Source organism: Dyadobacter sp. CY261 (assembly GCF_021440085.1).
GTDB lineage: Bacteria > Bacteroidota > Bacteroidia > Cytophagales > Spirosomataceae > Dyadobacter.
Genome location: NZ_JAKCPW010000005.1, coordinates 63,755 through 78,192 on the forward strand (window position 1 = coordinate 63,755; position 14,438 = coordinate 78,192).

Annotated in this window: 6 protein-coding genes; all 6 read right to left on the reverse strand. The window is 50.9% G+C overall.

Going from position 1 to position 14,438, the window contains the following annotated elements:
* Positions 1-115 precede the first annotated feature (115 nt).
* Positions 116-3,652, reverse strand: a complete 3,537-nt coding sequence (locus LZD49_RS15375) for a PVC-type heme-binding CxxCH protein (protein WP_234668462.1) — start codon at positions 3,650-3,652, stop codon at positions 116-118.
* A gap of 123 nt (positions 3,653-3,775) precedes the next feature.
* Positions 3,776-5,575: a hypothetical protein gene (locus LZD49_RS15380; protein WP_234668463.1), complete on the reverse strand. Its 1,800-nt coding sequence runs from the start codon at positions 5,573-5,575 to the stop codon at positions 3,776-3,778.
* Positions 5,576-5,778: 203 nt separating this feature from the next.
* On the reverse strand, positions 5,779-7,467 hold the full coding sequence (locus LZD49_RS15385; RefSeq protein ID WP_234668464.1) for a hypothetical protein: 1,689 nt from the start codon (positions 7,465-7,467) through the stop codon (positions 5,779-5,781).
* 141 nt (positions 7,468-7,608) lie between these two features.
* The gene (locus LZD49_RS15390) at positions 7,609-9,378 is read right to left on the reverse strand and encodes a RagB/SusD family nutrient uptake outer membrane protein (RefSeq protein ID WP_234668465.1); all 1,770 of its coding nucleotides are present in this window, start codon (positions 9,376-9,378) and stop codon (positions 7,609-7,611) included.
* 15 nt (positions 9,379-9,393) lie between these two features.
* Positions 9,394-12,501: a SusC/RagA family TonB-linked outer membrane protein gene (locus LZD49_RS15395; protein WP_234668466.1), complete on the reverse strand. Its 3,108-nt coding sequence runs from the start codon at positions 12,499-12,501 to the stop codon at positions 9,394-9,396.
* 35 nt (positions 12,502-12,536) lie between these two features.
* Complete coding sequence (locus tag LZD49_RS15400; RefSeq protein WP_234668467.1) at positions 12,537-14,435, reverse strand: RagB/SusD family nutrient uptake outer membrane protein; 1,899 nt, start codon at positions 14,433-14,435, stop codon at positions 12,537-12,539.
* Positions 14,436-14,438: the final 3 nt, after the last annotated feature.

Here is a 14,438-nt window from a genome sequence, read left to right on the forward strand (position 1 = left end):
CTGCGCTGAAACACTAGATCCTGTTAGGACGATTATGTTGATTAAACAAAGCCATCTCAAAACTCTTCCGGTCAAAATCATCAGGTTTATGGGTTAGGATTAATACTTAAAACTATTATTTTACCCCCAGCAGATAGTCCAGCAATGCATAAAAGTCCTTTTCCGGAATGATATTACGGAACTGGTCGGGCATCAAAGTGTATTTAGAAGCCCGGTATTCCTTTATATCGCTTTTTACAACAGCAAACTCCTGCCCCGCCATGTCCGCGAACACCATTGTTTCGCCTTCGGTCCGGCGGTATAAGCCGGTAAGGGTCTTATCATTTTTCAATGTGATAGTATAAGTACGAAATGCCTCAGTTATATTCCTGTTGGGGTCAAGGATTTTTTGGGTTAATGCTTTGTGGCCCCAGTTTCCGATACCGTCAAGCTGAGGTCCCACTAGCCCGCCGGAGCCCTGAATCTGATGACAACCACCGCAATTCTGCACAAAAACCACTTTGCCGGCGTCCGAAAAAGCTGTCGCCGGCTTGAAATTGGCAATGCGTGCATCGATCAGCTTCTGGCGTTCTGCCCGTTCGTTTGCGCCGGTGGCAAGTAATTCCCGCATTTGCGTCTGCTGGCTTGCATCCGCATTGGTGGTAAGACGTTCCTGAACGGAAATCTCCGCAGCGATATCCGCGCCCAGCTCCTCATCTTTGAATGCGCTTAACAAATAACCGATGCCCTCCGATGTATTAGCGAGCACTGAGGCGATCACAATCTGAAGATTCCGTGCGCCGCTTGCCAGTTGCTTTTTCAAATTCTCATAAACCGAAGGCGACGCTGCTTGTCCCATCGCTACAACCAACTTCTCCCGTAATGTCGGCAACTCCGCCGGGTCATTGAAAACATCCGACAGCACATTCACATTATTCTGAGGATCGATATTCATTAAGGCCCCTGCCGCTGCGCTTCGAACTGAGTAATCCATCCATTTCGCTTGCAAAACGGAGCGAAGCGACGGTTCCAGGGATACTATCCGATACTCTCCGGCAATTTCCGCTGCCGCTATGCGCTGGTCGGAAGTGGTAGAGGGACCCTTTTCAGGAATGGCCACCACCGCGGGTTCAAACTGACCGATTCCGACGGAGCCGGTCTGTGAACTGTCTACCGCCTCGATATAACCCATTTGACCCGCATAGGCCGACAGATTGAACGTCGCATTCCGGATAAGGTCCTTGTACCGCATTGGTTCCGTCTGATTGACCCTGTATTCAGCAACGACCTTACCGCTTTCCGCCAGCCGTATTTTCACAGAGTTTTTAGAAACACCTTTTTTATCCGCCCTGTTATGTACATCATTGTCAAAAACATTCATTTTCAACGTTTCCGGCAGTTGAAATGGCACCGAGTACAGTGCCGACTGCGGGATATAACCTCCCTTCTCACTTAAAATGATATGGAAAGCAGGCATTACATCCACCAGGAACCGCTCCGAAACGGTCCACGAGTTAACGGGATCAGCACTTTTGACAACCCTCCTGATCTTCCAGCTATCGGTTTCGGCAGAAATGTTATTTAAGAACTTTCCGGCCAGGCGCTCGCCCCATGCCACCATTTTCGGGCTCGGCGATGCCCCGCTCTGCCTTACTCCCGCCTGGATCGTCCGGAAAAGCGAAAGCTGCGTCTCAGGTTCATTTATAAATCTCACGTCGATCAGATCGATTGCTTTTTCGACCTGATAAGGCGCTGCCAGCCGCCCGATGTATTCAAGATTATTCAAAAGGTCTTTCTGGTCCAGCTCATGCGTAAGTGTATAATCAAGTATGAATGCTGCACCAGCCGAAGAAGGAATATCGAGCAATGCTCTGTTGAGCAAGGACATCTGGCGATCGTTCCATTGCATAGCCGGAAGGCGCCACACCACACTCGGATTTTTGAGATTATCCCGAACACCGAGCAGGGCCGTGTAACGCAAATGGGTATCTTCCTGCGGTGTTCTTTCGTAAAGATCCATCAGCAATGCGAGATTCTCCGATTTTGGGAAGTGTGTCAGCACTTCCGCTGCCATGCGCTGTAGAAACGGATCGGTGCTCTTCAATGCTTCGGCAACCTGCCTGTAATGTCCTTCTGAAAGGGTTTCTCGCTCATTCAAAATGCGTAGCGCATGTATCCTCACGTCCAACTCATTATGCTTTAACGCATTATCAAGCAATCTGTCATCCAGCACCCCGAGCCGGTGCAGTATCCATAATACATGCACATAGGAAGTCGGATCGGTTGCGTTTTGTGTCAGAAGACCTTTCGCCGGGCCGACTGCCTTCCCTTTCCACGTATCCACAAGCCGGTCGGCTACCTTCAACCGGGTATTGAGCTGGGGATGTTTCAACCCGTTCAACAATTGCTCTAATGTGGCTTTCGACCAGTCAGTAACGGGCAGGTTTTCATGTTGTTCGGTACCTGTATAGGTTACTTTCCAGATTCGCCCGCTTACCCTGTCGCGCCCCGGATGGTTCAACGCGACCTCATAATGCCCGATAATACGGTTGTAAAAATCGGCGATGTATAAAGCGCCATCTGGCCCCACCTTGATATCTACGGGCCTGAACCACGGATCTTTGCTTACCAGCAATGGCTCTTCCTTTTTAGAGGAAGGTGTAGAACCATTGAATGTGATTGTGTTTCGGTCGATACGGCAGGTAACCACATCTCCCGTGAAAAAGCTGTTACGGTATTTGGCCGGGAATTGGGTTCCCGTGTAATAAACAAGCCCAGCCAATGCAGTTGAACCCAGATCATAAGTCATCATCGCCGGAGCGAAACCAAGCCCGACAGGTGTTTTTTTACCAAAATGCGGATACTCCCCGCCGAAAATGAGTTGCGTAATAGGTTTTGTATGGCAATCCACCGAATACAAAAAACCCTTCTCATCATATGCATAACCAAAAGGGTTGACGCGCCCGAAAGTGGTTTGCTCCACATGGCTGCCATCCATTTTTACCCTGAAAGTATTCCCGGAAGTCATCCGGATCGAATCGCCGTCCGTCCCCGCAACCACCGACACATTGGAAAACCCGTGACATACATGCAGCCAGCCATCGTATCCCCGCATGAGGTTGTTTACCATCCCGTGCGTATCCTTATGCCCAAAGCCGCTAAGCAAGATTTTTCGGGTGTCTGCTTTGCCGTCGTTATCGTTGTCTTTGAAATGATAGAGATTGGGAATGCTGTATGCAACGGCACCATCTGCAACCGGCATGATACCGATCGGGATGTTGAGGTTGTCATCAAAGTGGGTGAAAACATCTGCCCGGCCGTCGCCATTCTTGTCTTCCAGAATCGTGATGCGGTCTGTCCCGTCACTGGTGCCCGCCGCCACGGGATATTCCGACGATTGCGTTACCCACAGCCTTCCGCGATCATCGAATTCCATATTCATCGGCTTGGTGATATCCGGTTCAGAAGCAAATAATGTCACTTCGAAACCCTCGGGCAACACAAAACTCAGTCGCTCCTCTTCCGGTGTTTTGAAACTGCTGGTCCGGACATGCTCGGCGTAAATGTCCGTCGGCGTCTGCTGGACCGCAGTGGCGACCGTTACATTATTACCGGGTTTATTTTGGGGAGGTTTACAACTTTGTGCGTGGAACAGCAGAGAGGCGGTCAGCATAGCCAGACCGGTTTTGACTGTGCATCGGATTGTCACCATACGTTCAGGAGGAAAAGCAAGGTTCAGGATATATAATGGTAATAAACCTGTTCATTATGTTATTTTACTATGATTGTCAGGATTTTAATTAGATCCTGCCTTGTACCAGTAATTCCCCCGCCCACCTGGCGCCGCATCCCCATTCAACCAGAAATCCATCACCTCTCCGTCGTCCTGCATATTATCACTCCATTTAAATTCGAAGTTTGGCTCACCGTCAATGCTGAATACGGATTTAGGAACTTTGATTTCCAGCCCGTTTTTGGAAACGGCATATGCCACCTCGCCCGCTTTTTGCCAGTTCCAGCCCGCGTCGGTCTTTTCAATAATGGCTTTCTGACCTGGATTAAGGCGGTTTATTACAAAGTCGTAGCCCTCCCAACCCGTATTCTTGTCACGGTCGATATCGATAAAAAGCCGCATCCACCCCGCATCGGTCCGGGGTGTAAGGGCTTGCGCTGTTTCCACATAAAAATAGATGTGCTCCTGATCCCGTGCCATTTTGGATAGCACAATGTCGTTGCGCCCGGTATTATTGCGATATACCATACTCCCCCAGCCAGGACTGTTCCTGTGAACGGTGCTGCCCTTATGCGCTTCGAATACGGGGGTAACCTTATTCCATTCGCGGAACTGTCCGTCAATTTTGATAGATACAGATGCTGAAACAGGTTTCGGCGCAGGCAATCCCTTAAAACGACGGATGTTGGCGGCCATTTGATAATAATAGTTATCGCCATGCCCTCCTTTCATCGGCTCAATGTCGCGGCTTCCTTCCTGATCGAATTCGTCTGGAAATGCGTTGGTTTGCTGCTGCCACACGTCGTAGCGGCCGGCGATCCATTCGTTCCAGCCTGTAATAAATACAAGTTCCGGGTTAATCTCTAAGGCCCTGTCCCATTGCTCCTGAAAATTATGACCGTAATTCACCGCACCAGGCTCGGTAATATGGCCTTTGGCGTGGGTATAACTGCGACCGAAGGAGCCGGTCGCATTCAATGCGGTCAGGCCACGTTCCTTGGTCCAGTTTTGCGCCACGCCCACAGTCGCTTGCTCAAAAGTGCCGTCGGCATTCTTTTTAAAACCGTGTTGCGGAAAAATTTCCAGCCATCCCCAATGGTCGGGTTTTTCCGGACCTTTATTATAAACCGGCTGGCCTGGGCGAAACGTGAAGAATTCACGCATTTCCCTTTCCAGTTCCATCTGCACAGGCTGACCTTTGATGGTCTCGGTAAATGCGGGATCTGCCATAATGAACGGTTTCCCTTTCCACATAAACCATAAATCCTTATATTTGGCAGGCTTATAAAGGTCGCGATAAATTTCGCGGATAATCTCCTTTCCACCATCCGTCACCCAGAACGGTAGCATAAATGCGATTTGTGGCGTTTTAACTCCGTCCTTTCGTGCTTGTGTAAAAACCTCACATAGCTTTATATATGACTCCTTCCAGGTGAGATTGCCATTGGTACAATCGAAAATGATCATGTCTACACCTGCATCGGCCAGCATTTCGGCATGTTTCCGGAGCACCCATTCGTCGGTATCAACATAATAACCAAACAGCGGCTCGGCCCAGAACCACGGGCTGTTTCGCTTCGGCCAAACCGGATTTTTGAAATCATGGATTGCTTTCGGGTAGCGGGCGAGGTATTCTATGACGTTCAGTGGCGGATTGTTTTTGGCTTGCTGCGTATGCCAGGTCCAATAGAAAAGGCCTACGAATTTGTCCCCTTTCAAATCACCGGCCTGACTGTGATCAGGCAATTTCCGGCCTACCGCGTCGGTGGCGGTTACTTCGGCGGAGTAGTTTTGGGCGAACGTATCGGTACAAAGAAATCCCAAAAGGAACATCCACGAGACCTGGCTGTATTTCAAATTCATTGGTTCAAATATTAATACGCAATAGATGCCACCATGATACTGCGGCTACAAATATTTCGGTGCGCTGCACCGGGCATTATGCGCCCTGATCGCCTTGAATGAAGGGGCAGAGCTCCATAATGTTTGTAGAAATTATCGTGGTAGAGTAAATCAGGTGCTGAGCACCGTAAGACATTGCTGGGATGATACCCAACACAGACAATTCATTCATTTACCACAAAATTAAACCTACCCCCAGGCGCAACGTCCCCGTTCACATACCAATCCAGCGGGTTACCATCCTCCTGCATATTATCCGACCACTTGAATTCCATATTTAAGGGTGCCTTCAAATTGGTGAGGTAAGCGCGCGGAATAGTGACCATCATTCCAATGCCCTGAACCTGGTAAGCCACTTTTTTCACATCATGCCAGTTGCCGGCGCGGTATTGCTGCAAAGTATTGCCCGCCACAACACGGTAATCGTATCCCTTCCAGCCAGTATTCGGTTTTCGGTCGGTATCAAGGTAGAGGCGCATCCAGTTATCGCCGGAATTGGGACTAATTTCAGCGGCAGTTTGCGCATAGAAATAGAGATTTTTACTATCGTGCGCCACTTTCAGTTGATCGAAGTCGTTCCTGCCAGTTTTGTTCACATATACATGCGCAGGCTCTGTTTGCGCGCCTGGGTGGTTGCGTTCCTGCGTGTCGCCGGTGTAGTCTCGGTAGGTCACTTCTATGGCTTTCCAGTCATCGAGCTTTTTGATGGTTTGAGCTGGGCCAATGGAAGGGTTTGCCTCCACGCCTTTGTACCGGCGCACGTTGCTTACCAGCTGCATATAGTAATGATCTTTCAAACCGGCCGTCAACGAAGGTTCAATATCCCGGCTGTATTCCGGGCTGGCCTGATCGCAAAACCAGGAATGTTCGGGGTTCTTGTCGTGGCTTGGAAATTTACCGGCGATCCATTCATTCCAGCCGGTGACGTAGATAAACGGGGTGTTTTGTTTAATAGCAAAATCCCATTGCTCCCGCACATTATAGCCATAAGCAATATCCTTCTTGGGATCACCATGTGAGCCCTTGCGATAGCTTCGACCCCAGTTTTCCATATTGCCATAGAATGCCGAACCGCCCATCCCGGCCGTAGGGTTGGGGTGCTGAGCAACGGACACATTGATGATCTCACCTTCCCCTTTTGTATTATAATGTACCTTCTGCGGCCGGGTGAACGAAATCCACGGCCAGCCATTTTCCTTCTGCGTCTCGGTCGGCCATTGCGATTCGCGGAATCTGAAAAAGGATTCAAAATTTTTGCCTTTGGCTTCACTCGTAATACCGATGATAAGCGGCTTGCCGTCGAGCAAATACCAGCAATCGGGATGGCGGTATGGTGCACCTTCTTTGTAAAACATATCATAAGCTTCCTGCATGGTTTCGCCGGATTGTGTGTTGGTGTAAAACACAATTTTAGGAGCTTTTCGGCCTTGGGCGCGCACTGCGTCCATGGCTTTCATGAGCACATCGGCCTGTTTGGGATAGGTCAAACGGTTGGTGGCGTCGATGACCAGGAAATCTACGCCCGCGTCGGCCAGAAGCTGAACGCTGCGGAGGTGTACCCAATAGTCGTCTGCTTTGTAATAACCATAAATAGGCTGGCCCCAATAATACATGCCCAGATTCTTCGGATCGCCGCCCCAATGCGGGTTGTCAAAGTCTTCGAGCACTTCAGGGTGCTTGGACACAATCTCGTTTAAATCCCAGGCTTTGGCCGGGGCAACATCATGCCAGAGGAAATAGAACATTCCCACTTGCCTGTTCGCTTTCGGATCGCCCACTGCATTGTTTTGTGGTAAAGTCCGGCCGAGGTCGTCCGTACCAGCAAGCGGCTGCGCCTGCACAGTACGTGTCATGGCCAAAAGTATTATTATAAGATATAGCGTTATGTATTTTTGCATTCGTATAGGTTTTTACGACATGTCATTACACAATTGTTGGTGACTTGTCGGTGTTTTCATCAACAACGGCGGGGGAACTGCGACTGCCTCTCACCGTCAATCCAGCCAGCCAGGATTCTGCCAGTCCACCCCCGACAGCCCAATAATCTTATCCACCTCGCTCTGGTCGATCGGATACATTAAATACTTGTCCGAGAAAGCATTCCGGTTCTGGAATTTGAAGCGTTTGTAGACAAAATTGGAACCGCTTTTGGTAATGCGCATGCCTGTCACAAAACGATCCGTCTGATCGAGCACTTTCCATCGGCGTACATCGAAAAAGCGGTGTTCTTCAAAAGCCAGTTCGACACGCCGCTCGTTGCGGTATTTTTTCTCAAATGCATCTTTACCCATACCCAGCGGAAAGCCCGGCATCCCGGCACGCGTCCGGACGGCATTTACCGCGTCCCGCGCCGACATGGAGAAACTCCCCGCCTTCACCGCCACATCCGGTCCTGCCGACTGGTAAGCCGATTCCGCGAAATTCAGGTAAAGCTCCGCAAGCCTGAGCAGTCGTATCGCTCCATCGGCGTCATTGTTCTGCCCCGATCGGAAGTTGTTGAACTTACGCAGATAATAGCCCGTACGCGTATGCTTTCGGTTGATATCCGAAATCTCCTCTGCACCACCCACAAATGTCTCTACTTTCTTCCCACTTGGCTGGTCGAGATTCCTTACCGCCCCATTGTAATAAATGGAAGCATAAAAGCGTGGGTCACGGCCTGCATAGGGTTCGTCTTCTTTGTATCCTGATTTGGTATTGATGATAGGAAACGTCCTGCTCTCATCGGAATAGCCGGTAATGGGCGCTTCGCCGTTCGCCATTTCGTAGGCGTCTACGAGGTCCTGCGTCGGGCAGGGACCGGTTCGGTCCATACCAGGATTGGTCGGCATGCCTGCATACCGCCAAATCTGCATGGGATCTCCGGCATGGTAAATTGTTTCTTTATCGGTAGCGCGCTGGTCGTTCGAACTGGTGAAGAAATACAGCGCGTAAGCGTTTTGAGCAATGCTGGCCGCTGGTTTTTCATCGAATAGCCTGTACCCGTTAGCAAGGCATTGGGACAATGCCTCGGCGTTAACCTCCGTTGCTTTTGCCCAGGTGTAAGTCCCATCGCTCCAAAGCGGAGAAGCCGCGTAAGTTACCGCCTGACTTTTGATAGCATAAGCCACCGCCCGCGTCATAATCCCATATTGATTATCATAAATTTCCCAGGGCAAACCATCCCGCGTTGCGGGGTACGATAATGCTTTGTCACAATCCGAGAGAATAAAGGTGACCACCTCCGAAAATGTCGCACGTTTGTCGGTCGAGAAATCATGGCCGATTTCAAGCGGCTTATTAAAAATGGGAACGCCACCATACCGCTTGATGAGTTGCAGATAATACAATGCCCGCAATGTATGCGCCTGGGCTGTCCAGGCCGCCTTTTCACCGTCGCTTGCATACACGGGGGCTGTTTTTATATTCTCTATAAACACATTGCATTTGCGGATGCCCTCATACAAATCTCCCCACGGATTGCCGTCAGCTGAGTTCTTGCCGTAGGTGGTGGAAGTCACATTTCCTCCGTACCAGACGATGTAGCGCGAGCCCGGCGTAATGTCGTCGGCGTCCTGGGCCTCGTCCGTAAAAGAAGCCCTGTCCATGTAGGGTTTCGGAACGAAACCGTAGCAGGAATTGAGGTAGCCGCGTGTCCGGTTGTAGTCGCTAAAAACCTGATCCATCGTAATGCGGCCGTCGCTGGGCAGGTCAAGCTGCTCGTTGCAGGCAGCCAGCAAGGCGGCTACCGCGAAATTCAGCAGCAATATTTTATATTTTTTCATATCTAAAAACCTGTTTTAAAAAGTCATACTGATACCCGCATTGTAAACCCGGTAAGCTGGAAAAGCCAGGTAACCTGCACCCTCGGGCCCAAAATCGCCGGATTTCATCTTGTCCCATGTGATGAGGTTTTGCCCGCTTACCAACAGCCGCACTTTATCGGCGCGTATCACCTTTGACATTGCGAGCGGCAGCGTGTACGACAGTTCCACATTTTTGAGCCGCACATAGGATCGGTCGTACAGATAATAATCACTCGCCTCGTGGTTGACAGTCCGGGCCAGCGACAATGCCGGCGACGTGATCTTCCCACCGGCTGCATACCGTTCAGGCGTCCAGGCATTGCGATGTAAATCGCCAAAAACACCGTCGTAATCGGTTTCGAAGACGCCTGTCCCGCCGTACATCATCGAATAATTGCCTACTCCCTGGAAGAGCACGCTGAGATCGAAGTTCTTGTAGGTAACGCCCGCCGAAATGCCGTAAATCACGGTCGGAACGATCCCGGTACCGACGGGTGCCTTGTCGCGCTCGTCAATTTTACCGTCACTGTTCAGGTCTTGATAGCGCAGGTCGCCGGGGCGCGGGGTGCCGAAGCTGTATTCGAGATTGCTGGCGTCGATTTCCTGCTGAGAGTTGAAGAATCCGTTTCCATTGCTGTAATCGACCTGATAGCCAAACATCTGTCCGAAAGCATATCCTTCCTCCCATTTGCGGTAAACATAGTCCTCGGTTTTGCGCGCCTCGTTCCAACTGATGATCTTGTTTTTAGCATAACTCAGCATTAAACCGGCCCGTACGGAGAAGTCCTTGGTAAACATTTTGGCATAACCCAGATTAATATCCACGCCTTTGTTCTCGAAAATCCCCGCATTGATTTTAGGATAATTTTCCAAAGGAATACCCTGGTAAAGTGGGATCGTCGACAATGCGCCAACTACCATATTATCCGTCCGCTCTTTAAACACATCCACGGAAAGGGAAATCGCATTGAACAATCCCAAGTCAATCCCGAAGTTCTGTTTCTTCGAAATTTCCGCGCGAATGGCAGGATTGCCTACTTGCCCTTCCTCAACCAGGTATTGCAGCGAGCCGATCGGCCCACCGCCTTTGACGGTCACGTTGTCGAGGTACGCGAAACGCATCAGGCCACTTTGGTCGTTCGCCGTTTTTCCATAGGAAGCGCGCAGTTTCAGATTGGTCAGGAATGCATTGCTATTTAGAAACGCCTCATTTGAAATCACCCAGGCTGCCGAAACTGCCGGTGTGGTGGTGTACCGTACATTCCGGGCATATTGCTCGGAGCCCGAATAACCCACATCAAACTTCACCAGATAACGGTTATCGAAGCCATACGAAGCTTCGAAACCTGAACTAATGCGGTTGTAGGGTAACAATCCGGGCGACGAATTATCGGCTTTCGTGAGGTTCTGGTAAAACATATAGCCCATCGCCCCTACCCGATGCCTGCCAAAATCGCGCTTGTAGTTCATCGCGACATTATAGGTGAGATGATAATAGTAGGAATGCCCCTTGGAATAGGCCAGCGGCGTATCGTTCTGCGCTCCTTTTTTAGTAAAAGTCAAAGCCGAATCACCAGTTTGCACCCAGCGTTCATAATCCTGCTTGGTGGAAAGGCTTCCCACCGAATTGGTCTGATAGGCCAATGTGCCTGTCAGGTTAAGACCTTTTGTAAGAAAACCCATGTCCAGGGCAAGACCGAACTGCGACACGATATTGGTAACAGTGTGCCGTGTATAGCCTGTGCGGTTAAGCATACCATAGGTCGGCGATTCTACCCTCTCGGTGGTAATGACCTTGCCGCCGGGATCGAGAATTTCACCGGAAGGGCTCATGGTCGACGGGGTCACCGGGCCGTATACGGTCGGCGGAATCTGGAAAATGCTTGCATACACGGCTTCATTGCTCGCGCCCGCAGGCGTACGTTCCCGCTTTACATTACCCGCGAGGCGGATGAATGCTTTCAGGTAACGGTTCAGGCTCATGTCTATATTAGAGCGGTAGTTGACCCAGATGTTGTTCGCATTGGGATCATAGCGCGTCTGGTCGGTTCTGAAATAGCCCCCCTGGTGCATGAAATTGATATTCGAGAAAAACTGCACCTTGTCGTTTCCGCCTGTGACGTTCACGCTCGCGCGCTGCATGGTTGCGAAATCTTTGAGATAGCGCTTATACCAATTGTTGTTGGGATACAAATCGGGGTTCTGCCCAGACCTGTAACCATCGATCTGCTGTGGACTAAAAAGATAATTCGCGCCCAGGCCGTCATTCAATGCCGCCTGGTTCCGCATTTCGGCATATTCGGCAGCATTGTAGAATGCGGGTTTGGTTGTCACCTCCTGCATCGACTGGTCGAAGCGTGTTTTGATCTGCAGAGGGCCTCTCCGGCCACGTTTGGTGGTGATCACCAACAAGCCATTTGCTCCCTGAATGCCGTAAAGCGCCTGTGCTGAAGCATCTTTCAGCACAGTAATGGATTCGATTTCATTGGCGGTGATGTATTCCATTGTCTGGTTACTGTTGTATGCATTCATAATGCCATCAATGATCACGAGCGGGCCATTCGTGCGCGCCGCGGAAAGGCCGCGGACAGACAGATTCGTTGTCGCACGCGATAGTTCCGAGAATGCCTCCTGGGTAGTAAGTCCCGAAAGCCGGCCCGCGAGGGTTTGCGTCAGGTTGGCGACGGGCGATTTTTCAAGTTCCTCGCCATTCACCGTCGACACCGCGCCCGAGAGTTCGCTACGAAGCTGGGAAGTGTAGCCAAGTTGTACCACTTCGTCGTTTTTGTGCGCGTCCCATTTAAGCCGCACTTCCATTTCAGGTTTGTCGGAAACAGCCACTTTTTGGTTGCCATAACCGTAAAGCGAAAATACCAGCGCATTGCTGCCGTCGTCGACAGTCATGGTAAACTCACCTTTGATATTGGTGGCTGTCCCGTTCCGGCCATTTTCGGAGAGGATCGTGACGCCCGCGAGCGGCTGGCCAAATTCGTTGCGCACGACACCAGTGGCCGTTCCGGCAACCTCCTGCGCGTGGACCTGCAATGCGGCCACGAGATAAACCAGCACCGGTATTATTTTCGATTTGATAAAATGTATCATAATCCTTGAAGATGTGAATCTTGAAACTATTGATTTTACCAACCCGCATTCTGCCAGTCGGCCCCGGTGATCGAGCGGAGGCGGTTGGCCTCGTTCAGCGGAATGGGTACCCACAGGAATTTGTTGGTGTAGTTCTTGCGCTCGGTTCCACGCACTGTCCTGCGGGCGTAGGCGAAAGAATCGTCGGCATTGCGGGTGATTTCCATCGCGGTTACCCAGCGATCGGTATTCGCAAGATCGTCCGTAGGCTTCGACCAGCGACGCAGGTCGAAATAGCGGTTTTCTTCCATGGCCAGCTCTACACGTCGCTCGGCACGGATTCGTTTGACCAGTTCTGCCTTTGAAAGCGATGTGGGTAATACCGGCATTCCGGCACGGGTACGGATTTCGTTTACGGCTTTTGCAGCATCGGCCAGTTGTCCTGCCTCGGCAGCGGCTTCGGCAAAGTTCAGGATCACTTCGCCCAGGCGGAAGAGTTTCCAGTTAGCACCGGCAATGGGATTGTCACCACCCGAATTAGGATGCAGAAATTTCCTTTCATAATAACCTGTTCGCGTCGCCCGTCGCGTGCTCGGGTGGATGCCCGTTTGCGGTTCATTCTTATAGGTAGCGATCACACGCGTGCGGTTGCCAATGGGCGCAGGATAGTTTTCCACCGACTCCGGCGCTTCGGCAAAATTCCACATGGCCTTTCTTTTAGAACCGTTGTAATAAATGGAGGCATAAAAGCGCGGGTCGCGTTTGGCGTACGGGTTTTTCTGATCGTAGGTTTTGTTGGCAGCATTGTAATTGGGTCGCAAATGCTGCTCGTCCAAATAGGGTTTGTCCAAATCGAGTATCGGTTGACCGTCAATGGTTTCGTATGCATCTACCAGCTCTTGTGTGGGGCATGTGCCGGACTTATAACCGTCCTGCGAACCAATGCCATCAATATTCCAGATATTGCCCTGGTTTTCGCGGCTCTGATAAATGGTTTCCTTGTCTACCGGATTCGGCGCGTATTTCATGGTTTGGGTGAAATACTCGTTGTAAAGCGCCGTTTTCTCATTCTTGTCCGGCCCGAGAAATGCCACATCCGAGAGATAGGTTTGGGGCAGATTTACTTTATTGTACAACTCATAACCATTGGCCCGAAGGTTTTCCAATGACGCTTTATTGACCTGGTAAGCTTCCTGCCAATAATCCTGGCCCCCATTGTTCAAAGGGCTGGCTGCAAACAAGATCATCTTGGACTTGATCGCCTCCGCCATGGCCTTGTTGACCCGGCCGCCTTCGCTGTCGGTGGTAATGCGCCAGGGAAGCTCGGCCGTGTTCAATGCCACGTCGCAATCTTCCATGATGAATTTGACCACCTCGTAATAACTGGCGCGGGTGACCGTCGAAAAGTCTTGCTGGAAGTCATAAGGTTCGCGCTCGATCGGCAACACACCACCGAACCATTTCAACAGTTCGGAATAATAATAGGCACGGAGCAAATGGGCCTCGGCTTTCCAGCGGGCGCGGTCGGCAGGGTTGCGCACGGTCGCATCGCCAATGCGGCTGATGAATAGCGTGCAGTTGCGGATCGCGCTCCAATAGCGGGCCCAGTATTCCCCATTACCGGCCTCGGCGCTGATATTAGTGATCGGATGGTTTCCCGCGGAAGCATCGCCATTGTACATACGTCCCGACATGATCCACGATTCGGCTTCCGCGTCGGTATCCCACGATTCGTCGCTCCAATTGACCGGCCCACGGCTCCAGAAGAAATAGCGCGTGCCTTTAACCGGGATATTGCTGTAACAACTGTTCAGGAAAGCGCCTGTTTTGTCGTTGTCGGCAAAGATTTCATCCATCGTCAGCTTGCCGTCGGGTGCCATGTCGAGTGCGTCCTTGCAGGAAGTGACGGAGAGCGCCACGAGCATGAATGCAAATAGTAAAGGTCTCAGTTTCATAGG

Bases quoted from the DNA above. Each gene is read 5' to 3' on its own strand.
- LZD49_RS15375 (WP_234668462.1), bottom strand. From the start codon at position 3,652: ATGCTGACCGCCTCTCTGCTGTTCCACGCACAAAGTTGTAAACCTCCC.
- LZD49_RS15380 (WP_234668463.1), bottom strand. From the start codon at position 5,575: ATGAATTTGAAATACAGCCAGGTCTCGTGGATGTTCCTTTTGGGATTT.
- LZD49_RS15385 (WP_234668464.1), bottom strand. From the start codon at position 7,467: ATGACACGTACTGTGCAGGCGCAGCCGCTTGCTGGTACGGACGACCTC.
- LZD49_RS15390 (WP_234668465.1), bottom strand. From the start codon at position 9,378: ATGAAAAAATATAAAATATTGCTGCTGAATTTCGCGGTAGCCGCCTTG.
- LZD49_RS15395 (WP_234668466.1), bottom strand. From the start codon at position 12,501: ATGATACATTTTATCAAATCGAAAATAATACCGGTGCTGGTTTATCTC.
- LZD49_RS15400 (WP_234668467.1), bottom strand. From the start codon at position 14,435: ATGAAACTGAGACCTTTACTATTTGCATTCATGCTCGTGGCGCTCTCC.